This window comes from Bosea sp. 29B (genome assembly GCF_902506165.1).
In the GTDB taxonomy this organism is placed as follows: Bacteria; Pseudomonadota; Alphaproteobacteria; order Rhizobiales; family Beijerinckiaceae; genus Allobosea.
Map to the genome: position 1 here is coordinate 835,728 of NZ_LR733817.1, position 23,753 is coordinate 859,480.

The following is a 23,753-nucleotide window of genomic DNA, read 5'->3' on the forward strand; positions in this document are numbered from 1 at the left end:
GCAGGCCAATGTCAGCAGTAACGGTTTGGCGGATCGTAGGGCCTTGCGCCGCGATCTGACCTATGGTCGCCTCGCTTAATGGCTGAGCCGATAAAAAAATCGAGCGTTTTGGACATCTCGCTCGACGCGCTTTTCGATTGTGGGCGGAATGGGATGTCCATCGTCGCCGTTGACGAACACGGCAGGCTCGTTTCGATTCGTGACGTGCCGAGGGGCCTGGCCTGCAATTGCATCTGCCCGGGCTGCGATCGCCGAATGGTCGCAAGGACGAAAGATGATAAGCGGGCCGCTCACTTCGCCCATCACGGCGTAGCAGGCCTCACCTGCACATCGGCAGGCGAAACTGCCCTGCACAAGTTCGCCAAGGAAGTCGTCGACCAACATCTTGAATTCATGCTCCCTCCGCGGAAGGTGACGGAAGCTGGCGAAGAAGAGGTTGTGGTGCCCGCCGGCATCCGCAAATTCGATAAGGCCATTCTAGAAAGGAAGACGGGTGCGGTCATCCCGGACGTCTTGCTGGTGAAGCGAGGGCGGCCACTCATCGTTGAATTCAAGGTCACCCACGCATGCGGGCCCGAGAAGATCGCCGAAATTAAAAGGCTCAACATCGGAGCGATCGAGATCAACCTGTCGCCCTTTCGGCATATGAAGCTTGGCGAGCTCGCCGACATCATCCTGTTCAAAGCCGAACGGAGCTGGCTCCACAATCCGTTGGACGGTGAGGCGCGCCAGCGGGCCCGTAAGCGTGCCCACGACAGAGCGAAGGCCATCGACAAGGCTGCCTCCGACGTCGTCAGCAAATACCAGCATCGACGACCCGCCAAGGTGCCTGGCTCCGGGAAGGCGGAGAAGGCAATCCGCGGCGATGGGCTAGACGACTACATCGATACCGAAGTCAGGGGGTCGGGCTGCTTTACCGTGCCTCTTGCGCAGTGGCAGGCCGCAGTCCTGCAGATGTTTCTCGGGGCGGGATATCCGGAGTTTGGCCTCGCCGAGACCTACTTCATGACCGAGGATCAGGGCTGGGTCGATGCGTACTTCAGGGAGCTCAGCCGCGAGGTCATCGACGTGGCCCGGCGAAAAGCCGCAGATTTCCAGATCGCCATATACGCGGTTCGTGAATATCTGAAGTTTCTCGACGCCAGCGGGGTCCTCACGGCCACGGGAGACGGCGATGGATGGCGCGCTTCGCCAGGGCTGAGAAAGGTGGTTGAAAAGGCGCGCGAGCTTCGAGAGCGCCCCGCCAAGCGGTTCGATGACCTCGAATCGTGCGTTCTAGATGCGTTGAAGGACCTTCCTCCCGGGGAGACAGAGGCATTCGACATCAGAGCATGGGCCGATCAGATCATGCCCGGTCGCGATTTTTCGCCGAAGAAGGCCCTCCATCTCGACGACATGCCGTGGCGATCGTTCCGCGGCGACTTGGTGAATCTTCGATGGCAAATCCAGAGCCGCCCCGAGCCAGATATGGATCTGATGGGGCTGCCGCTGACTGGCGAGCTCCACCGCCAAATGGAACGTAAGGCCCTGGAGCGCGCCGCGCGCGAGCTGGCCAAGGCGCAGAAGGAGCAGGCAGCAGCCGATAGCCGTGTCGGCCGGCTGAAATCGGAAGCCTGGCAGGGATTGGGTGGAGAGGCCGACGGGTGGTTCAACGCCCCGCACCGAGATCTGGGCGGCCGAATTCCCCGGGAGGTCGCGGCGATCAGCGATGACGACTACGTCGGCGTTAACCGGCTCCTTAGCCAGCGCATCCGTGAATTCGAGCTGGCCAGGGCACAAGAGCAGAAAAAGGGCGCAGCTTTCGATGATGTTGTCAGTTTCGCTCGCACGAAATTAGGCGAGGTAAAGGCTGGACTCTGGATCCGCGGCTACCACCCTCGCCTACAAGCACGTCCGGAAGACTACATTATTGATGAAACTACGCGCGATGTGTGTCTAAAACTTATCGACCCCAAGGTGGATCTTGCGGGCTTCAGGAGGAAGCGGGCGTGATCGTAGTTCGGCGCAGAGTTTCCATGTCAATCAACACCGGCAGCTGCTGATACTACCCGCTTGCCAAGCCGACGCCCCCTGTATCAGCCGGGCGAGCTTCCCTTGCGCCTCGTTGTCGTGGCCGCGATCGCATCGTCGGCTCCTGTCGAAGCGGCTGAGCCAACGGATTGGGATGCCGTTCTAACTTAGAGCACCAGGCAGGACTGCTATCGAGCAGCGGCTTTTCGCGCCTTTCATAAACTGCACGGATTGGAAAGATCGCTACTGGCCCTTGAAGACTTCGTGCAAAGTCTGGCGTCGAACCGAGGTCAAACCGTCGAAGGCGGCACCTGTGATGATCACCTGGGCTCCTTCGAAGCTCTCGCGAGACAGAAGCTCGATGAAGGGCTTAACGATGAAATTTTCCTTGTCCTCCACCGACTCTCCGAGAAAGTCGCCAGGTAAGTCGATCACCGAGATTCCCGGATAGTGCATGCCCGGTTTGTCGCTGAGGCTTAGAAGCCCGTAGTGGTAAGCCATCAAAAAATACAGAGTATCGCTTCCCCCGAGCGCGGCCGACCAACGCCTTTTCCCGACGCGGAATTCGAACGAGCGCCTGTTGAAAGTGATGTTGACAGGACTGTGACTCCAGGCGCCCGGCTTGAGCTGTTCGATCCGTGTCAGATAGGCATTCATCCCTTCCGCAAGCCAGTCTGCGGGGGCTTGGAAGTCGACCGACTGCAGGATGGTGTCGACGATCTCCTGAAGCGGCTCGATCCTTTTTTGGATCGCATCAACCTGCGCCTTCAGATCCTCACCTGATTTTAGCGCGGTCTTCAACCGCGTGATTTGGCGCTGGCGTTCGCTCAGGCGGCCGAGCTCGACATCGATACCACTGACGTTCTCTTGAATCAGCGCTGAGACGGCCGCGCGGGCTGGTTCGAGTTCATTCTCGATCTGGCGAAGCTCTTCCTTGCGCCGTGTCCAACCCTTCCTTTGGATCTCAAGATCCCGGTTTAGCAGACCGACAAGGTCGGAGGCTTCTTTGACCTCGCCTTGCAGGCGCTCCTGCTCGAAGAGCAACCGAGCGTCTCCCAATTCGGACATCTCAGGCTCATCGGGAAGGTGCTGATGGCAAAGGTGGCAGTGGTCGGCACTTCTCTCGCGTGCCTTGAGCACTTGGTCGCACGCGGGGCAGTGCGTGATCCGCAGATCGGCGAGAAGCTCGCCGGCATCGTGTGCTCTCGCGAGACGCGTGAGCTCCTCCGTCAAATCAGCCCGATATCGCAGCATGTCGGCCAGACGATCGGCAGTCTCTCGTCCATGCCTTTCGCTTGTCTCACGCTCCACTAGGAGCCGCGCGCGCTCGGCGCTGAGGTGAGCCACGCGTGAGGATTGGGCGCTGGCGACACCCTGGGAAGCCTCATCGATCACTGCGATCCGCTTGGCTCGCAATTCAAGAATTTGGTTTGTGACCTCTTTGTCACCAGCTTCGATAGCGGCCTTTGTAACGCCCGCCCTGATCGGATCATTCTCGTCGAGCAGGTCGCGAGCGAGAGCATCGAGAGTCCAGTTGTATTGTTCGAGCCGAGCCGTGAGCCGCCGGGCTTCCAGTGTGAGCTCGATCAGATCTCCGTACTCGTCGGAATAGATGAGCTCGGCAATCCCGCCGAACTGAAGCAGGCAGGCGTGCTGCTCACCTTCGGGTTGTTTGTCGGCTAAGTCAGACCAGAACCCTTGCCGCCGATGAATGTGGCGAAGCAGGGACCGAAAACTCAGCTCCGGCCACGTCTGGCCGGACTGGGGGTTGCCCTTTGGATAGTGAAGGACGGGAATCCCGAGCTTGGCCATCAGCCTATGCTGGAATTCAACGGCGTCGATTACCTCTCCATCGACGATGGCCTTGGTCTTCATGCCGGCTTCGCGCCAACGGCGTTCCACGACCAGTTTCTCTGAACCGATGAGAAACTCGGCTGCGGCGGCCTCGTATTTCTCGGATAAGACTTCGTCGAAACGGCTTTCGAACGGATCCGGATCACCCAGCAGGAAGTCGATGATCTTGAGCCACTGGGTTTTCCCTGTGTTTGGGCGTCCGATCAGAAGATTGACGCCCGGCTCGAAGGCGATCGCCTCCGTGTTGCCGGTCCAGAGCCGTCGTTCAACTCGGCCAACGGAGAGATAGTGCCCAGTCATTTCTCGATTATCTCGCCCAGAGGTCGGCGGCTAACTTCAGAGTCGAACATGTTGTAGATCATGTTTTTCAACGAGCTTCCGGTGCGTAGTCCGAAAACCTTTTTGATCTCGCGCATCCTGGCGGCCAGCGGCTGGAAGGAAGGCTTTTCAGCGATACGCTGAGCTCGCTCTTTACCTATTTCGGTCAACGCAATGACGTAGGTCTTCTTGACCTTCGTGATCTTGATAAGTTGCTTCGCCTCTAGGTGGGCGAGGACGTGGTAGTATCGTTTGTCCCAAGGGCCGTAGTGGTGACGGACCATGGCGGACTCGACGGCTGCAGAAGGCTCGTGAGAGGGCACTGGTTTCGCCTGCGTTTGAGCTGCGGCCTCGAAGAACTCCGGGTAACGAGAGAAAAAATCCAGCTTCGCCATCTTCGTGAGGCCCTCGATGCGGCCGCTAACGCCGCACAGAAGGGTCAACAGCAGAAGCCGCGCCGCGTGAAATTCAACGATGTCGTCGGCCGCGAGCGGCAGGCTGGCCGGGCGTGTACCGAGTCGGTTTAGCGACCTCATCGGATCGGCCGACTAAAGCGGTGCAGGCACCGATCGGCGATGTCGTACATGCAGCCTTTCAGAAAGCCGGCCGCATCCGTTCCGTCGACAATCTCGTTTTGGGCGATCTGATCGATCTCCTTCAAGCAAAGAGCGTGAAACGCCTGACCTGACGGGTCGATTTCGCCTGCAACATACGCACTGCGAAGGGTGGCCATTTTGGATTGGACCAGCAGCTGCAGTCGCTCGAGCTGACCGTCTTCCATGTAACGCGACGTTCGCACGGCCGCGCCGTATCGACGCCGTAAATCGACCGCCATAGCGATCTGGCTGTCTTCCGAGCCTATGTCGCTCAGCTTCGTCGAGAGCTTTCCTCCCGCCGTATTGGAGACACCTTCGATGAGTTCTTGGCGTCGGCGGTTCCACCACGCCACGAGCTCCCGCCGAAGGATGATCTTTTTCGCTCGATCGGGCTCCCAGCGCGCTTCGCCAGCCGCCTTCATCCGAGCCAACAACTCGGTCAGCAGCTCTTCAGCCTGTTCGTAGACGATCTTCCAACCGTCATTGTGGGCGAGCTGGAGGATGGAGCGTAGATTCGCGTCGCGTACGTTGTGGACCTCGGCGCGAACCTCCCACAGGCAGTTGCTACACCAATACTTGCCCGCGTTTCCCTTGGCAGAGGTGACACCCGGCATTCGACCGCCAATGTCGTCCAAGAGGGCTCTGAATCGCTCCCCGTCCACCTCTCGGCCAGGTGCCCCTAGAGGATAGGTGAGAATTTCGAGCTCGCTCTTGACGGGCCGGTTTGTAATCAGCCGAAATCGCGAAGCTTCTCGATGGCGATCACGCCCGAGCGAGGTCTCGTAAAGCGAGCTCCCGGGCTTCTTGTCCTCTCGCGAGCAAAGGTTGGCGACCGAGTAGAGTGTCTCAGCGCCACCCCCTTTTATTTGCACATATTCGGCAATGAAGAGGGGGGTCCCGTCTTCAGGATTGTCCTCGATGGACACAACGATCATGTCGTCGTGTGTCTCGCAGTGGATCTTGGTGATACTGGGCTTAGCGAGCATCTCTAGCACGAGGCCGACGGCGACCTCGTCTTGATAGCTGAATCCTATCCGGGCGGTGGGGCCCCCTTCCTCGGCCGGCTTCACGTCATCAACTGACGGAAATTCCGCGGCAGATTCAGCCAAGCCTGCGTCGTCGCTTCTCAACGATTCCCCTCGTTGAATCACACCCTGGATCGCATTCCGATGCGAGACCAACGCTACAACCCGTGGATGTAGTCTGCCAAGACATTGAACCGAAATTCATCAATCGCTGCTGCCGCCATCTAGGTCAGGCCGAGCTGCGCCAGCTTCGTCTCCGACAAGTCGTCCAAGGCCAAGTCGATCCGCTGGTTTTCGACAATCCTTCCACGTTCGGAATTTCCAGATTGGCCAAACGCCTCGGCTCCACGTCCAGCACCGCGTGGGTCATCCCATGGAGGTAGCGCTGGATCAGATTTCGCAGGGTCGAGGCCATGGCTACTGACTAGGGCGCCGGCAAGGCTAGCGGCTGAGGTGCGGGCGGCGGCGCAGCCTGGCTTTCGGCCGCCCTTGAGTTGACACTGGCGTAGCTGAAATAGCCCCTCATCTCCGGGGCGATGCCTTCGGTCGCGCCCGGAACCGCTTCGCCGTTGATCTGCACGACGACCTCGGAAAGCGGGTGCTTCAGATAATGCTGGAACAACGCGTCTGCGACCGCTTTTTCTTTCGCCGTCGCGGCCATCTCAAGCACGCTGGCCCCGTCCCGCCACCCGATCGGGGTGCGCGTCCTGCGGGCTTTCTCCGCCTCAAGTAGGGTCAGGGCCTCGGGGTCGAATGTGCCAGACGTCCAGAGTTCGAAGTTGACTTCGGCTTCGCAGAAATAACGGTGACTGCGATAGTGAGCCTTGATGGTCGGGATTTTGGCAAGCCACCGGCGGACCTCCTCGGCGCCAACAATCCCGCCTGGTCCCTTGCCCTTGCATTCGATCGCAGTGACGGCGGCAGCCTGCGCCGTCACCTTCTGCACATCGATCTCCACCTTGCGCCCGGTTTCCGGATCGGTCGCGACGACGCCGATGTCGATCGAGACAGCGTCGCGGCGCGCTAAGTAGCCGGCGACCAGCTCGAAGAGGATGCCGCGCAGATTGCCAGCACGCCCTTCGATATCGACTAGGTTGTCGAGAAGGTAGACCAGCCGGTCTGGGCTCGTCGACGCGTAGCCCGCCGCGTTGCGAAGGGTCTCCAGCAGAGTGCGCATAGCGCTGCCGACCCGCTGGCCGAACAGATCCTTCGGCGTGGCCAGCATGATGCCAGCGGCGTGCCCCGCTGTTAGCGCAGGACCGCTGAAACTATCGGCGACCAGGATCGACAGCACCCCGATGTCCGGAAGGCTGGCTTTCAACATCCCAGCTTTGCGGATGAAGAACTGGAGCTGCGGCGGCGTCAGGGTGCCATCGGCGAAGACATCGGCCACGACGAAGCCATTCTTACCGGCCGGCCCTTGAAGGGGCAGAAGGAAGCTTGGTCCGCCGAGGTCGAAGGCGAAGGCGCCGACGAGCTGGTGCGCATCTTCCCCGCGGATGGTGATCGAGTTGTATGACGCCATCCCCATTTTGCGCGCCCACTCGCGCACGCCATCGAGCAGAACAACCTCGGCCAATCGGCGCGCTTTCAGTGGCGCCTTTCCGGTGCGCTCGGTGAAGCCCCGAGCAATCAACAGGTCTCCGACGTCGGGATCGTGGATGGCCGAGACGGCGCCCGCCGCCTGCAACCGCTTCAGCACGAGGTCGGCTGCAAGCTGCTTCTTCTGGGGCCTGGCGGGTGCGCCGCTGATGGTTGGAAAGTCCTCAGCGAGGATCGTGCCGCCCCGGGCCAGCATGCCGTCTATCGCCGCGCCATAGACCGATCCTGTTGCCCGTAGATCCCTAAGGAGGTGCTCCCAGAACTGCTCGGTGTTGCGTTGGCCATCGAGATAAAGGTAGCCCTCCCGCTTCGGCAGCAGGGGAATGGGGAAGCGCCGCACTGGCGCTGACGTCCTCGAGACGCGCTGCCGGGCCGCCTCAGCTGATAGTCCTTCAGCTTGCAGCGCCGCCGCAATCGTCGAGGCCCGTGTTGGGCCATGATTTCGAAGAAAGGATGCGACCGAAAAGGCCATCTTGAGGAGCCTGTCACACTGCGCAATTTATTAACACGACTACCCACCGGCGCTCCGTTCAAGAAGCCAGTAGTGCGTCGCATTTTTATAGAGCGTTTCCAACCGGTTGAGAAGAGACGTCACTTAGCCTCCCGCCCGCTCGCGTCACCAAGCTGTCGAACGCTGCTACCGCTTAGGCATATCTCACTCGTCGAAACGCGAAGCTTCGATGCGCCCGGAAGCTTGCGTTCCGAAGGTCCCGCCCCCCTGAACATGACCCTCGCATGATGACGCTGGCCAACCGGCCGGAAAGCGGACCCTCCCATTGTCTGCTATGGGCCATTTGCGGAAGTGGAAGCTCGGCGAGCGTTAGCGACATAAGCAGCGACTTAGACTCCCCGACTGAAGCCGAATCATCCAGCGAGCTCGTGAATTCGATCGTTTTGAAGGTTGAAGTATCGAGAATTTAGATCAAGCGTTGCCGCCGAGCGCCGGTTCTCTGTGTAGTAGCGGTCGCCGTTCTCGCTAACGAACCCGACCGCGGCATTCAGCCAGAACCTAAATTCTCCTACTGAGAAGGTGAACACGTTGCCTCTCGGCTGCGAGCACCACGAAGCCCGGACCTGTGATAGGCGACAAACCGTGATGACGAGCATAATCGGATTGTTGCTGCTCCGCGACCAAAGAGGGTCATCCCCAACGAATGAATCGATATCCTGCTCAGAGAACTCAAAACCGCGTGACTGTCTGACCGACGCGAAATCTTTGAACGGATGCGAGTGAAACTCCCCGAGGAATGCCAGGTGAGGTGACCACCGCGCGACGAAGTTATCCTTCAACGGTAACGCTTGGGGGTTTGGAATGACATAGCTGTCGCCTCGGCATGCCGAGATGCTGACCGAAGCTTTCGCGATGAAAATCGTCGTGAGGTCGGGAGCGATTTTCCTGTACCCCCACAGATAACCATATGTCTCAACATGCTCGAAATCTCGGCCTTGTCCGTCTCCTAGGCAACAGGCCTCAATCGCTGCCAAAGCCAGAGATTCGAGAGCATCGTCAGCTACCCTGATCAGATATCGCATCACAGCACGGCAAAATTCTCAGCTGGTTTGGCCGCGCTCAACTCGGCGATCGCGCCGGCATAGAAGTCCGTTCTCGCTCAGCCGACTGCACCGCATTGATTCCCTCCTGCACATGCCCGACCTCGGTGTGAGCTTCTCGCCGAATCGGAGTTTCATTACGCGGCACGCAACTTGAACGCGCATTCATATCCTAACGCGTTCAGTCGGCCCTCACAATGGATTTGGTCCCGGAGCGGTCCGGCAACTCATTGAAATAACCACGCTTTCTGAGGATTTCGTTCGATGCTTCAGTCTTTGGGACTAGGGCTCTCTGCGCGAGCTGCACGACCTCTAATTCTCGTCCGATGCGAGGTCTGCATGCGCACATCGCTGCCGCAGAGGCAAAAACGACCGAAGCTGCGTAGATCGGCGCGGCGATTTTTCTCAGCAACTGGGCTTTTGTAGGCGATTTTGTGAGTCGGCGGCGATTGCTTTAAAAAATTCTGAGCAAAATCAATATTTTATGAGAAAATATGGCGGACAGGGAGGGATTTGAACCCCCGATACCCTTGCGGGTATGCCGCATTTCGAGTGCGGTGCATTCAACCACTCTGCCACCTGTCCGCGGTCGCTCTGGTCGAGGCGGGGTGCTTACTACACACTGCATCCCCGCTGCACAAGCCTTTCCGGAGCAATGCATCCACAACGCCGTCATCGCCCTGAAATCAATCGCTGCCATGCTGCTTTTCCTTGACGGCTCGCCCCTGCGCGACTAGGAAGCCGCGTCCGGCGTGGGGAAACCCGCGCCTGATCTCTTTTGGCTGCCGCCGACCTTGCCGCTTCGATGCGGCAGGCGCAGTGGGCCTCAAAGAGCAAACCCGACCACGCAACCGACTGCCAAAAAGCCGTCCCGCGTGCGCCCTTCTGAGGGCACATGACAGGGCGGGGCTCAACATGGAGAACACTAAGATGTTCGCAGTCATCAAGACCGGCGGCAAGCAGTTCCGCGTCGCCGCCAATGACCGCATCACCGTCGCCAAGATCGAGGGCAACCCGGGCGACACCGTCGCTTTCGGCTCCGTCCTGATGCTGACCGATGGCGAGAAGTCGACGATCGGCGCCCCCTTCCTCGGCGACATCACCGTCGCCGGCGAGATCGTCGAGCAGGCCCGCGGCGAGAAGGTCATTGCCTTCAAGAAGCGTCGCCGCCAGAATTCGAAGCGCAAGCGCGGCTTCCGCGCCGAGCTGACCGTGGTGCGCATCACCGACATCCTCACCGGCGGCAAGAAGCCGGAGATGAAGAAGGGCGAAGCTGCCCCGGTCGCGCTCAAGGCCGGCAGCGAAACCGTCAAGGGCAAGGCTGCGGCCAAGCCGGCGAAGGCCAAGGCTGACGCCAAGGCCGAAGGCCTCGACGCCTCCAACCTCTCGCTGATCTCGGGCGTCGGCCCAACCATCGAGAAGAAGCTGCGCGCCGCCGGCATCACCTCCTGGAACGACATCGCCGCCTGGACCGAGGCCGATATCGCCAAGTGGGACGAGGAGCTCAAGCTTCGTGGCCGCGCCACCCGCGAGGAGTGGGTCGAGCAGGCCAAGGAGCTGCTCGCCGGCAAGCCGCCGCGGGCCAAGGCCGACCAGGCCGAGCTCGCTTCCGGCGAAGACTACTGACCGGCGCTGACAGGCACCGCGCAGCTTCATGCCCGGTCGGGGTGGCTTTTGCCGCCGATTCGGGTTACATCGACTGAAGAGTTTTTGAGGTAGGGCGTTATGGCTCACAAAAAGGCAGGCGGCTCGTCCCGCAATGGTCGCGACTCCGAAAGCAAGCGCCTCGGCGTGAAGCGTTTCGGCGACCAGGTGGTCGTGCCGGGCAACATCATCATTCGTCAGCGCGGCACCAAATGGCACGCCGGCGTGAACGTCGGCATGGGCAAAGACCATACGCTCTTTGCCACGTCGAACGGTCGCGTCCGATTCACGACGAAGCTCGGCCGAGCTTTCGTGAACGTAGTCCCGGCCCAAGAGGCCGCAGAATAAACGGCGGATAGGGAATGTTCTCGATCCGCCGGTTCCATCGAACCGGACGGATCAAGGGAATAAAAGCCCGAAAGCGGGTTTCCCGAAGGTCAGCGAGGGGGAGATGGGACCAAAGCCCATCTCCCCCTTTCGTTTGCGCCGACGGAGAGACCCGATGTTCCCCGAATTGACGAGAGACGACGTCTTCCGGCTCGAGACCAGGCGGCTGTGGCTGCGCTGGCCGCGGATCGCCGACGCCACCGCCATCCTGCGCCTCGCCGGCGAGAAGGCCGTGGCCGAGATGACCGCCTCGATTCCGCATCCCTATCCGACCCAGGCGGTCGACCCCTTCGTCTTCGCGACGCGCAAGGGCAACGCGCTCGGCGAGCACCTCGTGCTGGCGATCACCCCGCGCGAGAAGCCGAACGAACTGATCGGCATGATCGGCGCGCACAAGCAGGCGACCGGACGGCCGTTCATCGGCTACTGGCTCGGCACGCCGCACTGGAACAAGGGCTATGCCACCGAGGCGGTGCAGGCGCTGATCGACACAATGTTCTCGCTGGTCGAGATCGATGCGGTCGAGGCCGACACCCGCGTCATCAATCCGGCCTCGCGCCGGGTGCTGGAGAAGAGCGGCTTTCGGCAGGAGGGCTCCTTCCTGAAGTCGCTGCCGGCGCGTGGCGGCCTGTTCCCCTGCGAGCAGTTCCGGCTCGACCGCTCGACCTGGGCGGCGCTGAAGAGCTGGAGCGCCTCCGGCTGGGCGCCGCTGCCGGCGGCCGAACAGCAGCAGCAGGCTGACAGCTTCAGCGAGGAGCCCTGCCTCGCTTGAAGCCCTCGGCCCCGCCCTCCCGGGCGGGGTCGAAATCCTTCTTCACCGCATTAGGCCGGCTGAGCGCAGCGCGTCCTCGATGATCTTGCGCACGCCAGTGGCTGCAGGCCGCGTAGCCGACCGATCGATCACGCGCGGCGGTTCAGGCTCCGGCTGCGCCGGACCGGCGGCGATGGCAGGCTCTTGCACCGGGAGCGGAACAGCCGGCGTTTTCGCGTCCGGCCTGGCCTTCTCTGCCTCACCGGCCGCCAGCCCCCAGAACCGGGCGACCCGCTGTGTCGAGGAAATGCCGGCGGCCAGCATATACGGCCCCGGTCGGCCGATTCCGTCGCCGGCGATCGGCGTACCATGGCCCATTCCGGCAATGCTGTACTCCTCGATCAGGTTGCGGCCATCGGCGTCACGCCAGACCCGGCGCCTCTGGCCGTCCACCGATTCGCTCGCGGACGGCTCGGCAGGCAGGTCGTGGACACCGCGCCACTGCGCGATGAGCGCTGCGGCATTGGCAGGGGCGACGGTGCGGTCGGCGCTGCCCTGCCAGATCGAAATTGTCGGCCATGGCCCATCATGCCGCGAGGCGGAGCGCACCAGATCCTGCAGCCTTTTCTCCCCGGGCAGCCCATGGGCCCGCATGCGGTCGAAGGCTTCGGGAATGGTGGCTGCGACGCCATAGGGCAGACCCGCAATGATCGCGCCACCGGCGAAGAGCTCGGGATAGGTCGCGAGCATGACGCCGGCCATGGCCCCGCCCGCCGACAAGCCCGTAATGAAGACGCGGCCCCGATCGAGGCCATGGCGTGCGATCATCGCTTCGATCATCTGGCTGATCGACAGCGCCTCGCCCTTGCCGCGTTGCGTATCGCCCGGCTCGAACCAGTTGAAGCAGAGATTGGCGTTGTTGGCGCGCTGCTGCTCGGGAAAAAGCAGCGCAAAGCCGTCGCGATCGGCCAGTGTCGACCAGCCGGAGCCAAGATCGTAGCCGGAAGCAGTCTGGGTGCAGCCATGCAGCACCACGACGAGAGGAGCGCCGGTGGGAAGCCCGGGCGGAAGATAGCTCCGGGCGAGCAGCGCACCGGGATTGCTGCCGAACTCCGGCAAGGTGCCGAGGCGGCCAGACGCATCGATATTCGCCCCGCCCCCCAGCTGGGTGCGGTAGGCCGATAGGCGGGCGATCGTGTCGGAGAGCTTTCGCATCGTGATGGCCCTTGTGTCGTCAGTTGCCGGAGTGGTGCTGGCGGGTGACAACGTCCGAGATGGGCATTCGTTGCTGCACTGCAACATAATTTCGGAAAAGAGCGACGCAGTCGGACCGGAGAAGCGTCGCGACGCATTGCTCTCCTGCGCTCATGCGACTACCTACTCCTCCATGAAATTCCTCGACCAAGCCAAGATCTATGTGAAAGCCGGTGACGGCGGCGCCGGCTGCGTCTCGTTCCGGCGCGAGAAGTTCATCGAGTTCGGCGGGCCCAATGGCGGCGATGGCGGGCGCGGCGGCGACGTCGTGGTCGAATGCGTCCAGGGCCTGAACACGCTGATCGACTTCCGCTTCCAGCAGCACTTCAAGGCCAGGATCGGCGAGCACGGCATGGGCAAGGACCGCCATGGCGCCAATGGCCCGGCGATCGTCCTGAAGGTCCCCCCGGGCACCGAGATCCTCGACGAGGACGGCGAGACGCTGATCGCCGACTTGACCGAGCCCGGCCAGCGCTTCGTCCTGTGCAAGGGCGGCAACGGCGGCTTCGGCAACGCCTATTTCAAGACCTCGACCAACCAGGCACCGCGCCATGCCAATCCCGGCCTGCCGGGCGAGGAGCGCTGGGTCTGGCTGCGGCTCAAGCTGATCGCCGATGCCGGCCTCGTCGGCCTGCCCAATGCCGGCAAGTCGACCTTCCTCGCCACGGTGACGGCGGCCAAGCCGAAGATCGCCGATTATCCCTTCACCACGCTGCACCCCGGCCTCGGCGTCGTCCGTGTCGATGCGCGCGAGATGGTACTCGCCGACATCCCCGGCCTGATCGAAGGCGCGCATGAGGGCCATGGCCTCGGCGACCGCTTCCTCGGCCATATCGAGCGCTGCCGCGTGCTGCTGCACCTCGTCGAGGGCACGACCGAGCATGCCGGCAAGGCCTACAAGACGGTGCGCAAGGAGCTTGCCGCCTATGGCGCCGACCTCGACGAGAAGCCGGAGATCGTCGCGCTCTCCAAGGTCGACGCGCTGACGCCGGAGGCGCGCAAGGAACAGCTCGCCCGCCTGAAGCGCGCCAGCGGCCGCACGCCGATCGCGCTGTCGGCCGCCTCGGGCGAAGGCGTCGAGGCGGCGCTGCGCGCGGTCTTCGCGGTGGTCGAGGAAGCGCGCGCCCAGGAGGTCAAGGACGAGGCTCCGGCGCAGGAGAGCGGCTGGCATCCTTGACAGCCGTTCACAACTTCGACTTGCGCGGCGGTCACTCCTGGTCTTGAAGTCGGCGATTGCCCGCTTTGGACCATTGCAGCCATGCTGAGACGACAGACTGCCCTCGCCCTCTCCGCCGCGCTCATGGCAGGAACCGCTTTTGCCCAGGCTCCGGCGCAACGCCCCGCCCAGCCGCGCCCGGTCCAGGCCCAGGCGACCCCGACGCCCGGTGCCGTCTCCCAGCCCGACAACACCACCGCAAGCTATGGCGACTGGATCCTGCGCTGCCAGCAGAGCGTTGCAGCCCGCGTCTGCGAAATCGTCCAGACCCTGGAACAGCAGGGCCAGCGCGGCCCGATCGCGCTGGTTGCCATCGGCCGCCCGGTCAAGAGCGAGCCGATCAAGCTGGTGATCCAGGTTCCGCCGAACCTTGCGCTCGGCGACAAGGCCAGCGTGCGCGTGGTCGTCGCCGAGAAGGACGAGGCGCTCGCCGTCTTCCAGCGTTGCCTGCCCGGTGGCTGCTTCGCCGAGGCGACACTGAGCGACGACGTCTTCAAGCGCTGGCGCGGCTTCGGCGAGGCCGGCCAGATGCGCTATCTCGACGCCGGCAAGCGCGAGGTCACGCTGCCACTTTCCTTCCGCGGCTTCCCGGCGGCTGCCGAGGCGCTGCAGCGCGAGCCATGAGCAGCGTCATGCTCGGGCTTGCCCCGAGCATCTCAGGCCGGGTGAAGCGCTAGTCAGCGCCTTCTCGCCAGGAGATCCCAGGTCAAGCCTGAGAATGACGGTCTTCAGTGCGCCGCCGAAGGCTTTGCATCGCGCAACGCCGTCAGCGCCACGGCGATGCAGAAAACCATGCCGGCGATCGCGATCAGCGCGACCGCATGGAATCCCGTCATGAAGGCCTCGCGCGCCGCCTGCAGCAGGTGCGCCGACTGGTCGGGCGCCAGCTGCTCGGCTGCAGCGAGCGCCCCGCCGAGCGTCGAGCGCGCCGGCGCCAGCGTCGCGCTGTCGACACCCGCGACCGAAAGCCCCGCCATGCTCTGGCGATAGAGCGCCGCGCCGAGGCTACCGAAGACGGCGATGCCGAGCGCGCCGCCCAGTTCGATACTGGTCTCGGACATGGCCGAGGCCGCCCCCGCTCGCTCCTGCGGCGCCGAGCCGACCACGATCCCGGTCGTCAGCGCGATCACTGGCGTGAAGCCGATCGAAAACAGGATCGATGAAGCGACGATCTGGACGAGGTTCGGGGCGAAGGCGAGCCAAGCGAAACCAAGGCCGGAGAGCACCATGCCGCCGGCCATCAGCGTCGCGGGCTTGAAGCGCACGGACAGCGGCGTCACCGCGAAGGAGGCGAGCGTGAAGGCGACTGCCGAAGGCAGCGACCAGATGCCGGCTTCCAGCGGCGTCAGCCCGGCGACCAGTTGCAGATACTGCGCCATGAAGATGAAACTGCCGAACATCACCATGATGCCGGCGAGGTTGATCGCCAGTGCCGCGCGGAAGGCGGCAATCCCGAACAAGGTGAGATCGACCATCGGATCGGCGAGGCGCGTCTGCCGGCGCGCGAACACCACGCCGAACACCAGTCCCGCGACGATGCAGCCGGCGGCCGAGGCCGAGAGGCCGAACTCGGCCCAGTGCTTGATTCCGTAGATCACCGGCAGGATCGTCGCCAGCGAGAGCAGAGCGCTCGGCAGATCGAGGCGCCCTGCCTGCGGTGCCTTGTATTCCGGCAGCAGGATCGGCCCGATCACCAGCAGGATCAGCATCGGCGGCACCGCGATCAGGAAGACCGAGCCCCACCAGAAATACTCGATCAGCGCGCCGCCGATCAGCGGTCCGATCACGGCGCCAGCCGAGAAGCTGGCGATCCACATCGAGATCGCGAAGGTGCGCTCGGTCTCGTCCTCGAACATCACAGCGATCAGCGAGAGCGTCGAGGGCGCCAGTGTCGCCCCGGCGATGCCAAGCAGCGCCCGCATCACGATCAGCATCTCGGTGCTGGTCGAGAAGGCGGCGACGGTCGAGGCGACGCCGAAGGCGGCCGCGCCGATCAGCAGGAGCTTGCGCCGGCCGATCCGGTCGCCGAGCGTGCCCATGGTCATCAGGAATCCGGCGACCATGAAGCCGTAGATATCGATGATCCAGAGTAGTTCGCCCGCTGTCGGCTTGAGCTCGCGCGTCAGTGTCGGGACCGCCAGGTTCAGCACCGTCAGGTCCATCGAATAGATCATGCAGGGGAAGGCGATCGCGATCAGGCCCAGCCATTCGCGGCGGGTGGCCTTACGCGCCGGCGCGGCGGCGTTCGTCGGGGTCGTCACGGCAAAGTCTCTTTCAATTTTTTAAGCCGGAACACTGCCAACAGAATGTGGCAGCTCCTGTCAGCAGCTGCCCGCCACGCGCGCATGCCCGACGTGCTTGCGGCAGCGCCGACGCGCCAGCTTGGCGCTATGTCGGCCGCGCCCGCCGCAGCAGCAGCGTGTCGTGCCCGGAGAAGCTGACGATGCGCTCGTCCCGGAAGCCGAAGCGTCGCGCCAGCCGCAGCGACGGCTGGTTTTCCGGCGCGATCAGGCAGACTGAGCTGTCGTGTGCGCCTTGCCCGTCGAGCCAGGCGAGTGCGGCGGTGAGCGCCTCGCTCGCGAATCCCTGTCCGTGCGCCCAGCCTGCCAACACCCAGCCGGCTTCGGGGATACCGCGGATCGACGGCTCGATCGCCCGGTGGAAATCGGCGAAACCGAGATCCCCGACAAAGTGGCCGCTCGCCTTCTCGGTCAACACCCAATAGCCGTAGCCGAGCAGCGGCCACAGCCCGCGATAGCGCAGCAGCCGCATCCAGGCGTCCTGAGGCGTCGAAGGCTGGCCGATATGATGCACCACCGCCGCATCGCCCCACATCTCGCAGAGCGGCTCGAAATGCTCGAGGCCATGCAGGTCGAGGACGAGGCGTTCGGTCTCCAGGCGAATGGCTCTAGCCCTCCGCGAATTGCAGCCGGTAGAGCCGCGCATAGGCACCGTCGCGCGCGATCAGCCCGTCATGGTCGCCGGTCTCCACCACCTTGCCCTCGTCGAGCACGACGATCTGGTCGGCCTCGCGCACGGTCGACAGCCGGTGCGCGATGACCAGCGTCGTCCGGCCCTTCATCAGCTCCGCCAGTGCCTCCTGCACCAATCGCTCCGACTGGGTGTCGAGTGCGCTGGTCGCCTCGTCGAGCAGCAGGATCGGGGCATCCTTGAGGATGGCGCGAGCGATGGCGAGGCGCTGGCGTTCGCCGCCCGAAAGGCGCGAGCCGCGCTCGCCGACCTTCGTGTCATAGCCGTCGGGCATCGCCATGATGAAGTCGTGCGCCGCCGCCGCCCTGGCCGCCGCGACGATGTCCGCCTCGCTCGCACCCGGACGGCCGAAGCCGATATTGGCGCGCACCGTGTCGTCGAACAGCACGACATCCTGGCTGACCACGCCGATCTGGCCGCGCAGGCTGCGCAGGGTCACGTCGCGGATGTCCTGCCCGTCGATCTCGACCCGGCCCTCGGTGGGATCATAGAGCCGCGGCACCAGCGCCAGCATGGTCGATTTGCCGGAGCCGGAGCGGCCGACCAGCGCCGTGGTCTTGCCGGCCTCGGCGACGAGGTCGATGCCTTCGAGCCCGCGCTGGTCGTCGCGATAACGGAAACGCAGGTCGCAGAAGGCGACCTCCCCACCATTCACCGCCAGCGGCCTGGCATCCGGGCGCTCGGTGATCAGCGACTTCTCGTCGATCAGCGCGTAATAGCGCTTCAGCGAGGCGCCAGCCTCCTGGACGATGGCGTTGAGATTGCCGAGCGAGCGCATCGGCTGGGCCGCCAGCAGCAGCGCCGAGACATAGCCGGTGAAGTCGCCGACGGTGGAACTGCCCGAGGTGATGCGCACGCCGATCGCCGAGAGCACGCCGGCGACCGCGAGCCCGCCGGCGACCTCGAGCAATGGATCGAGCCGGCCGCGGGCATTGGCCGCCTTCATCTTCAGCGCCCGGATCGTCTCGAAGGCCCCGGCCGCGCGCTCCTTCAGATAAGGCTCGAGCGAATCGGTCTTGGCGACGCGCGCGCCCTGCAGGCTCTCGGTGACCAGGCTCGCCATGAGCCCGGTCTGCTCCTGCTGCGAGGCCGCCATCCGACGCAGCTTCTTGCCGATCCGGCCGATCGGCCTGGCGACGACCGGCGCGATCAGCAGCACGACCGCCGTCATCTTCCAGTCGATCCAGAGCATGGCGCCGACCAGCGCGATCGCCGTCATCACGTCGCGGACCGCGATGTTGACCAGCCGGGTCAGCGCCTCCTTGACGAAGGTGAAGTCGGTGGTGAAGCGTTGCGTGAGCGAGGCCGGGTTTTCCCTCTGGAGCTGCGCCAGGTCGGCATCGATCAGATGGTCGTAGAGCGCGCTCTGCATGTCGGCCTCGATCCGGCTGACGACGCTGTTGGTCATCACCGTCTGGGTCAGCAGCGAGAAGCCCTTGATCGCAGTGACGATCACCACGACGACCGCGACGGCGTTGACCACGCCGATCTCGAAATCGATCGACTTCGACACCAGCCGCTCCATGCGGCGCACGAAGCCGGTCGCCTCGGCCCCGATCGGGTCGGCGAAGGCGTCGAAAGCCGCCTTGATCAGCAGTGGATAGAAGCTCGTCGTCGCCGCGATGACCACGACGAGACCGAGGATGGCGAGGAGTTGCGGCGTGTATTGCCGCCCGCGCTCGCGCCAGACTCGGGCGAAGAGCGCAAAGGTATCGTCGGTGACGCGGCCGATCTTCATGGCGCGCGGCCTAACATGGCCGCCATGCAAGCGCCACTACCGGTCTTGCTCCGGACACGAAGCTGACGTCCGATGGACATGAGTTGATTCACCAGATTCGAGAGCACATGCCCCTTTCCCCGCCGGCCCGGCCCGGACAGTCCTTCGCCGAGATCGATACGCCCGCCTTGATCATCGATCTCGACGCCTTCGAGCGGAATCTCGTCACCATGGCGGCTTTCGCCGAGGCGACGGGCGTGCGTCTGCGCCCCCATGCCAAGACGCATAAGAGCCCGGAGATCGCCCTGCGCCAGATCGCCCATGGTGCGGTCGGGCAATGCTGCCAGAAGGTCGGCGAAGCGGAGATCCTGGTCGCCGGCGGCGTCACCGACGTGCTCGTCACCAATGAGATCGCCGGCGCCGCCAAGCTCGACCGGCTGGCCAAGCTGGCGCGCGAGGCCCGAATCGGGCTCTGCGTCGACCATATCGAGGGCGTGCGCGAGGCCGCCGAGGCGGCAGCACGCAACGACGTCGTCCTCGACGTGCTGGTCGAGCTCGACATCGGCGGGCGCCGTTGCGGCGTCGCCCCCGGCGAGGCCGCGGTCCGGCTCGCCGAGGCGGTGGCGCGCAGCAACACGCTGCGCTTCCGCGGCGTGCAGGCCTATCACGGCTCGGCCCAGCACATGCGTTCGGTCGACGAGCGCAGCGAGGCGATCGAGCGCGCCGGACTGCTCACCCGCAATGCGATCGAGCGCCTCGCCCAGGCCGGCCTCGCCTGCGAGACCGTCGGCGGCGCCGGTACCGGAACCTTCGAGCTGGAGAGCCGCTCCGGCGTCTGGAACGAGCTGCAATGCGGCTCCTACATCTTCATGGACGCCGACTATGCCCGTAACCGCATGGCCGACGGCTCGACCTTCAGCACCTTCCAGCACGCGCTGTTCGTGCTCGCGGGGGTGATGAGCAAGCCGGTGCCGGACCGCGCCATCGTCGATGCCGGCCACAAGGCCGCCGCGGTCGATTCAGGGATGCCGGTGCCCTGGCAGCGCGACGGCGTGATCTACACCAAGCCCTCCGACGAGCACGGCATCCTGACCGGCGATCCCGTCGCCGTGCCGCATCGCGGCGAGCGTGTCCTGCTCGTGCCCGGCCATTGCGACCCGACCGTCAACCTGCACGACTGGTATGTCTGCGTGCGCGGCCTGGGTGGCCCGGACGCTCATGTCGAGGCGGTCTGGCCGGTCGCGGCGCGCGGCGCGCTCGGCTGATTCCAGCGGGCATGATGTCGACCGAAAGCCGGCATCCACTTTTCGGCATCATGTTCTGATGCTCGCCGAGCTGGCGCTGCAGGCCCTGACGCCGGCTGCGCCGCTGGCGCGCCGGTTCGGCCTGCTGCGGGAAGGGATCGCGCTCTGGTCGCGCGGCCGGCGCCAGCGCAAGGCCTGGGAACCACATCAGGCCCGCTGCCGCGCGATCATCGCCGAGGTCGCAGCCTCCCTGCCGCAGCGGCGCAAGGTCGTGGTGCTCGGCTCCGGTCCAGCCCGCGACATCCCGCTGGACACGCTCTGCGCCAGCTTCGAGCAGGTCGTGCTCGTCGATATCGTTCATCTGCCGCTGCTGCGCCTGAAGCTCTGGCGACAGGGCAAGATCAGCCTCCTCAGCCGCGACCTCACCGGCGCCATGGCCTGGCTCGCCGGCGAGGAGGAGGGCCGGCAGGACCCGCTCGCCGATCTCATTGCCGACGACAGCGTCGACCTCGTCATCTCGGCCAACCTGCTCTCGCAGCTCGCCTGGCCGGTCGCCGACTGGCTTGAGGACAGCTCCGCACGCGCCGCGGCCCTGCCCGACAATCTGCCGGCCCGCTGCATCACCTGGCATCTCGAGGATCTTTCCCGCTTCAAAGGCCATGTCTGCCTGATCAGCGATGTCGAGATGGTCGAGCGCGACCGCAGCGGAGCGATCCATGACCGGCTCGACCTGATGTACGGCGTCGAGCTGCCGAAAGAAGATGAGAGCTGGCTCTGGCCGGTCGCCCCCTTCGGCGAGGCCGAGCGCAACCGGGAATATGTGCACAAGGTCTGTGTCTGGCGACGATATGAGGGCCGCTCGTCAGCCCTCTGACACCGTGTAGACCTTGTGGACCACCCCGTCTTCAATTCGGTGGGTCCGGAAGCCTCGCGCCTCGTAATAGGCGAGGCCCAGTGCGTTGTCGTCGCGGATAGCGGCATCGATCCGGCCGATACCCGCCTCCGAAGCAGCCTGCCGCGTGACCGCGAACAGCACCGTGCCGACACCCTTCCGGCCGGCACGCGGCGAGACATGCGTCCCGATGCTCCCCCAGCCATCGGGCGTTCCATAGGGATCACCAGGCCGTGCCCGGCGCAGGGACTGAAAGCCGAGGACCGTCCCGGCATCATCGAGCGCGACCGTGCAGGCGACGCGGTCGGGATGGGCAATATAAGTCGCGAGAACGAAGTCGGGATCACTGGGACGCTCCCGCCCGTACGCGACGATGATGGCGCGCAGGACCGCGCTCATCGCCTCCGCATCGCTAGTGACGGCCGGTCGCGTGCGCATATCGACGAGTCCTTCAGTTGCGAGGTTCGCCATCACGCCACAGCCAGACGCCGCCTGACGATCTCGGTGTGGAAGCGTGCGCCATGGATCAGCCCTTCGTCATCAAAATCGTAGCGTGGGTTGTGCAGCGGAGCGCTGTCGCCATTGCCGACGAAAGAGAAGCAGCCCGGCACATGCGCAAGGAAGCGGGCAAAATCCTCCGAGCCGGTGAAGGGCTCCGACACCACCGAGACGTTCTCAGGCCCGAGCACGTTCCGCGCCGCCTCCAGTGCCGCCTCGGTCTGAGCCGGCTGGTTGAGCAGCGGCACGAATTCGCGCGTGTAGCTCACCGACTGCTCGACATTGTAGGCGCGCGCGATGCCTTCGCTGATCACGCGCATCTGTGCCTCGATATCGGCGCTCACCTCGGGGTGGAAGCTGCGGGCATCGCCTAGGATGCGTGCCTGACCCGGCAGAGCGTTGCGAGTGCCGTCAGTGACCAGCTCGGTCACCGAGACCACAGCGATGTCAGCCGGACTGAGGCGGCGCGAAACAATCGTCTGCAGGCTGGTGACGAGGGCGCAGGCGGCGACCAGCGTCTCGTTGCCGACATGCGGGCGAGCAGCGTGGCCACCGACGCCGGTGAGGATAATCTCGAAATTATCCTCCGCCGACATGATCGGGCCAATGCGGGTCTGGAATTTGCCGACCGGCAGCCTCGGCGCATTGTGCAACCCGTAGATCTCCTCGAACGGAAAGCGCTCCATCAGCCCGTCATCGAGCATGGCCAGCGCGCCGCGCCCCCATTCCTCGGCCGGCTGGAAGACGAAGCGCACGGTGCCGTCGAAACCGCCCTCCTCCGCCAGGAGCTTCGCCGCGCCGAGCAGCATGGCGGTGTGGCCGTCATGACCGCAGGCATGCATGACGCCGGGGGTCTGCGAACGGTGCGGCTGCTCGCTTTGCTCGGGGATGCGCAAAGCGTCCATGTCGGCCCGCAATGCGATCGCCCGGTTGCCGCTGCCGCGCTTCAGCGTGCCGACGACGCCGGTGCCGCCGATGCCCTCGGCGACATCGTCGAGGCCGAACTCGCGCAGCTTGGCCGCGACGAAGGCGCCGGTGCGCGTCTCTTCGAAGCCGAATTCCGGATGGGCGTGCAGGTCGCGTCGCCAGCCGGTCATCTCCTGCACGAGCTTGTCGAGATCGGTCGTCACGGGCTGTCCTCGCCTGCTTTACTCCGCCGGAAGACTATGCCGACGCCAGCGCAACAGGCGCTGCAATTGCCCGCCCCATTTGCAAGCTTGTTTCGCAAGCGTCTGCTTAGCGGTTCAGCCGCACGCTCCCACTGGTCGACAGGTCATAGCCGCCGAACTCCCTTGCTCGCACCGCCATGTCGGCACCGCGCATCCAGGCGAGCAGCTTCTGCGTCGCCGGCTCGAAATAGCTCCGCCGGCGCATCACCAGGTCGACGTGCTCCCAGACCAGCGGCAGGAAGGCGAGGCCGAAGGCCATGGCGATGGCGCGCGCCGCGATGCCGCAATCGGCCCGGCCAGAGCGGATCGCCAGCGCCAGATCCTGGCCGGTGGCGCAGACGCCGTCGGCGACGACCATCCGGCCGGACGAGACCCCGGCCCGTTCGAGCAGGCTCAGCAACAACAATTGCGCCCCCGCTCCGCGCTGGCGCTGAGCAAAGCGGGCGCCTTTTGCGATGGCCGCGCCGAGCCCGTCGATTCCAAGCGGGTTGTCGGATGCGATCAGCAGCCCCTGCTCGCGCCGGGCGAAGTTGATCACGACCGCATCGTGCAGCGAGGCTTCAGCCCGGATCGCGGCGAGGTTGGCGGCGTCATCATCCGGCGTCGCGTGCAGATGCAATGCGGCGATGGCGACCTCGTTACGCACCAGCCGGTCGAGCCCCGCCTGCGACCCCTCGGCCAGCAGCGCCAGCCCGCAGCCGGATTCGCGGATGGCGAGTTCCAGCAGCGAATCCTGGCTGCCGCCGACGATCGGCGGCGGCGGGACCGCGTCGAACCCGGCCGGCCGTGACAGGCCCGCCTCGAGCCAGCGGTCGAGCCCAGCACGCGGGAACAGCCACTTGCCGGAAAGCTTGGTGCAGGGCACCGCGCCTTGCCCGACCAGTTCGTAGAGCTTGCGCTCTTTGAGACGCAGATAGTTCGCTGCCTCGTCAGTCGTCAGCCAAGTCTGATCCTGCATCAGCCTGCACGCACCTGCGCTGGTTACGATGTTGGCATTTGGTCGCATTGAACTCTACCAATTGCAAATGCTTGCA

General features: G+C 64.3%; 20 protein-coding genes and 1 tRNA gene. 8 read left to right on the forward strand and 13 right to left on the reverse strand.

Going from position 1 to position 23,753, the window contains the following annotated elements:
* The first annotated feature begins 153 nt into the window (after window positions 1-153).
* Complete coding sequence (locus GV161_RS04065; RefSeq protein WP_152013804.1) at window positions 154-1,992, forward strand: hypothetical protein; 1,839 nt, start codon at window positions 154-156, stop codon at window positions 1,990-1,992.
* Between the two features lie 261 nt (window positions 1,993-2,253).
* Here GV161_RS04065 and GV161_RS04070 read toward each other — a convergent pair whose 3' ends face one another.
* The 6 genes from GV161_RS04070 to GV161_RS04095 all read right to left on the reverse strand — a co-directional run bounded on the left by GV161_RS04070 (window position 2,254) and on the right by GV161_RS04095 (window position 9,541).
* Window positions 2,254-4,164, reverse strand: coding sequence for a hypothetical protein (locus GV161_RS04070; protein WP_152013805.1), 1,911 nt, complete (start codon window positions 4,162-4,164; stop codon window positions 2,254-2,256).
* Window positions 4,161-4,718: a hypothetical protein gene (locus tag GV161_RS04075; protein WP_152013806.1), complete on the reverse strand. Its 558-nt coding sequence runs from the start codon at window positions 4,716-4,718 to the stop codon at window positions 4,161-4,163. The genes GV161_RS04070 and GV161_RS04075 overlap by 4 nt, the downstream gene beginning before the upstream one ends.
* Complete coding sequence (locus tag GV161_RS04080) at window positions 4,715-5,908, reverse strand: dsDNA nuclease domain-containing protein (RefSeq protein WP_159650135.1); 1,194 nt, start codon at window positions 5,906-5,908, stop codon at window positions 4,715-4,717. The genes GV161_RS04075 and GV161_RS04080 overlap by 4 nt, the downstream gene beginning before the upstream one ends.
* A 319-nt stretch (window positions 5,909-6,227) precedes the next feature.
* A complete protein-coding gene (locus GV161_RS04085; RefSeq protein WP_152013808.1) occupies window positions 6,228-7,745 on the reverse strand; it encodes a hypothetical protein in 1,518 nt (505 codons plus the stop codon).
* A gap of 524 nt (window positions 7,746-8,269) precedes the next feature.
* Window positions 8,270-8,938 (reverse strand): hypothetical protein, encoded by a 669-nt coding sequence (locus GV161_RS04090; protein WP_152013809.1) that lies wholly within the window; start codon window positions 8,936-8,938, stop codon window positions 8,270-8,272.
* Window positions 8,939-9,451: 513 nt separating this feature from the next.
* A tRNA-Ser gene (locus tag GV161_RS04095) sits at window positions 9,452-9,541 on the reverse strand.
* A 345-nt stretch (window positions 9,542-9,886) separates the two neighbouring features.
* Here GV161_RS04095 and GV161_RS04100 point away from each other — a divergent pair.
* The 3 genes from GV161_RS04100 (at window position 9,887) to GV161_RS04110 (ending at window position 11,759) form a co-directional block, all read left to right on the forward strand.
* Window positions 9,887-10,582: a 50S ribosomal protein L21 gene (locus tag GV161_RS04100; RefSeq protein ID WP_152013810.1), complete on the forward strand. Its 696-nt coding sequence runs from the start codon at window positions 9,887-9,889 to the stop codon at window positions 10,580-10,582.
* Window positions 10,583-10,681: 99 nt separating this feature from the next.
* Window positions 10,682-10,948 (forward strand): 50S ribosomal protein L27, encoded by a 267-nt coding sequence (gene rpmA / locus GV161_RS04105; RefSeq protein ID WP_129156727.1) that lies wholly within the window; start codon window positions 10,682-10,684, stop codon window positions 10,946-10,948.
* A gap of 154 nt (window positions 10,949-11,102) precedes the next feature.
* Window positions 11,103-11,759: a GNAT family N-acetyltransferase gene (locus GV161_RS04110; protein WP_152013811.1), complete on the forward strand. Its 657-nt coding sequence runs from the start codon at window positions 11,103-11,105 to the stop codon at window positions 11,757-11,759.
* A 42-nt stretch (window positions 11,760-11,801) separates the two neighbouring features.
* On the opposite strand, the gene GV161_RS04115 is transcribed toward GV161_RS04110, so the two are convergent.
* A complete protein-coding gene (locus tag GV161_RS04115) occupies window positions 11,802-12,953 on the reverse strand; it encodes a PHB depolymerase family esterase (protein ID WP_152013812.1) in 1,152 nt (383 codons plus the stop codon).
* A gap of 172 nt (window positions 12,954-13,125) precedes the next feature.
* Here GV161_RS04115 and obgE point away from each other — a divergent pair, with 172 nt between their 5' ends.
* Both obgE and GV161_RS04125 read left to right on the forward strand, forming a co-directional pair.
* Window positions 13,126-14,169 carry a GTPase ObgE gene (gene obgE, locus GV161_RS04120; protein ID WP_152013813.1) on the forward strand — a complete coding sequence of 348 codons (1,044 nt, stop codon included), beginning with the start codon at window positions 13,126-13,128 and terminating at the stop codon, window positions 14,167-14,169.
* Window positions 14,170-14,250: 81 nt separating this feature from the next.
* The gene (locus GV161_RS04125) at window positions 14,251-14,832 is read left to right on the forward strand and encodes an invasion associated locus B family protein (RefSeq protein WP_152013814.1); all 582 of its coding nucleotides are present in this window, start codon (window positions 14,251-14,253) and stop codon (window positions 14,830-14,832) included.
* A gap of 104 nt (window positions 14,833-14,936) precedes the next feature.
* Here the strand turns inward: GV161_RS04125 and GV161_RS04130 are convergent, their stop codons facing one another.
* The 3 genes from GV161_RS04130 to GV161_RS04140 all read right to left on the reverse strand — a co-directional run bounded on the left by GV161_RS04130 (window position 14,937) and on the right by GV161_RS04140 (window position 18,937).
* Window positions 14,937-16,469, reverse strand: a complete 1,533-nt coding sequence (locus tag GV161_RS04130) for an MFS transporter (RefSeq protein ID WP_244623995.1) — start codon at window positions 16,467-16,469, stop codon at window positions 14,937-14,939.
* A gap of 127 nt (window positions 16,470-16,596) precedes the next feature.
* Window positions 16,597-17,154 carry a GNAT family N-acetyltransferase gene (locus GV161_RS04135; protein ID WP_152013815.1) on the reverse strand — a complete coding sequence of 186 codons (558 nt, stop codon included), beginning with the start codon at window positions 17,152-17,154 and terminating at the stop codon, window positions 16,597-16,599.
* Window positions 17,117-18,937: an ABC transporter ATP-binding protein gene (locus GV161_RS04140; protein WP_152013816.1), complete on the reverse strand. Its 1,821-nt coding sequence runs from the start codon at window positions 18,935-18,937 to the stop codon at window positions 17,117-17,119. The genes GV161_RS04135 and GV161_RS04140 overlap by 38 nt, the downstream gene beginning before the upstream one ends.
* Window positions 18,938-19,044: 107 nt before the next feature.
* On the opposite strand from GV161_RS04140, the gene GV161_RS04145 reads away from it, so the two are divergent.
* Both GV161_RS04145 and GV161_RS04150 read left to right on the forward strand, forming a co-directional pair.
* Window positions 19,045-20,181 carry a DSD1 family PLP-dependent enzyme gene (locus GV161_RS04145; protein WP_152013817.1) on the forward strand — a complete coding sequence of 379 codons (1,137 nt, stop codon included), beginning with the start codon at window positions 19,045-19,047 and terminating at the stop codon, window positions 20,179-20,181.
* Window positions 20,182-20,239: 58 nt separating this feature from the next.
* The gene (locus GV161_RS04150) at window positions 20,240-21,034 is read left to right on the forward strand and encodes a hypothetical protein (RefSeq protein WP_152013818.1); all 795 of its coding nucleotides are present in this window, start codon (window positions 20,240-20,242) and stop codon (window positions 21,032-21,034) included.
* Here the strand turns inward: GV161_RS04150 and GV161_RS04155 are convergent.
* The 3 genes from GV161_RS04155 to GV161_RS04165 all read right to left on the reverse strand — a co-directional run bounded on the left by GV161_RS04155 (window position 21,023) and on the right by GV161_RS04165 (window position 23,677).
* Window positions 21,023-21,523: a GNAT family N-acetyltransferase gene (locus GV161_RS04155; RefSeq protein WP_244623996.1), complete on the reverse strand. Its 501-nt coding sequence runs from the start codon at window positions 21,521-21,523 to the stop codon at window positions 21,023-21,025. The two genes, GV161_RS04150 and GV161_RS04155, sit on opposite strands and share 12 nt — an antisense overlap.
* Complete coding sequence (locus GV161_RS04160) at window positions 21,523-22,680, reverse strand: M20 aminoacylase family protein (protein WP_244623997.1); 1,158 nt, start codon at window positions 22,678-22,680, stop codon at window positions 21,523-21,525. The genes GV161_RS04155 and GV161_RS04160 overlap by 1 nt, the downstream gene beginning before the upstream one ends.
* 106 nt (window positions 22,681-22,786) lie before the next feature.
* A complete protein-coding gene (locus tag GV161_RS04165; protein ID WP_152013819.1) occupies window positions 22,787-23,677 on the reverse strand; it encodes a helix-turn-helix transcriptional regulator in 891 nt (296 codons plus the stop codon).
* Window positions 23,678-23,753: the final 76 nt, after the last annotated feature.

What these genes read in the sequence shown, in the direction of transcription:
- GV161_RS04065 (WP_152013804.1), top strand. Translation starts at nt 154, where the DNA reads ATGTCCATCGTCGCCGTTGACGAACACGGCAGGCTCGTTTCGATTCGT.
- GV161_RS04070 (WP_152013805.1), bottom strand. Translation starts at nt 4,164, where the DNA reads ATGACTGGGCACTATCTCTCCGTTGGCCGAGTTGAACGACGGCTCTGG.
- GV161_RS04075 (WP_152013806.1), bottom strand. Translation starts at nt 4,718, where the DNA reads ATGAGGTCGCTAAACCGACTCGGTACACGCCCGGCCAGCCTGCCGCTC.
- GV161_RS04090 (WP_152013809.1), bottom strand. Translation starts at nt 8,938, where the DNA reads ATGCGATATCTGATCAGGGTAGCTGACGATGCTCTCGAATCTCTGGCT.
- GV161_RS04100 (WP_152013810.1), top strand. Translation starts at nt 9,887, where the DNA reads ATGTTCGCAGTCATCAAGACCGGCGGCAAGCAGTTCCGCGTCGCCGCC.
- rpmA (WP_129156727.1), top strand. Translation starts at nt 10,682, where the DNA reads ATGGCTCACAAAAAGGCAGGCGGCTCGTCCCGCAATGGTCGCGACTCC.
- GV161_RS04110 (WP_152013811.1), top strand. Translation starts at nt 11,103, where the DNA reads ATGTTCCCCGAATTGACGAGAGACGACGTCTTCCGGCTCGAGACCAGG.
- GV161_RS04115 (WP_152013812.1), bottom strand. Translation starts at nt 12,953, where the DNA reads ATGCGAAAGCTCTCCGACACGATCGCCCGCCTATCGGCCTACCGCACC.
- obgE (WP_152013813.1), top strand. Translation starts at nt 13,126, where the DNA reads ATGAAATTCCTCGACCAAGCCAAGATCTATGTGAAAGCCGGTGACGGC.
- GV161_RS04125 (WP_152013814.1), top strand. Translation starts at nt 14,251, where the DNA reads ATGCTGAGACGACAGACTGCCCTCGCCCTCTCCGCCGCGCTCATGGCA.
- GV161_RS04135 (WP_152013815.1), bottom strand. Translation starts at nt 17,154, where the DNA reads ATGCGCGGCTCTACCGGCTGCAATTCGCGGAGGGCTAGAGCCATTCGC.
- GV161_RS04140 (WP_152013816.1), bottom strand. Translation starts at nt 18,937, where the DNA reads ATGAAGATCGGCCGCGTCACCGACGATACCTTTGCGCTCTTCGCCCGA.
- GV161_RS04145 (WP_152013817.1), top strand. Translation starts at nt 19,045, where the DNA reads ATGCCCCTTTCCCCGCCGGCCCGGCCCGGACAGTCCTTCGCCGAGATC.
- GV161_RS04150 (WP_152013818.1), top strand. Translation starts at nt 20,240, where the DNA reads ATGCTCGCCGAGCTGGCGCTGCAGGCCCTGACGCCGGCTGCGCCGCTG.
- GV161_RS04155 (WP_244623996.1), bottom strand. Translation starts at nt 21,523, where the DNA reads ATGGCGAACCTCGCAACTGAAGGACTCGTCGATATGCGCACGCGACCG.
- GV161_RS04165 (WP_152013819.1), bottom strand. Translation starts at nt 23,677, where the DNA reads ATGCAGGATCAGACTTGGCTGACGACTGACGAGGCAGCGAACTATCTG.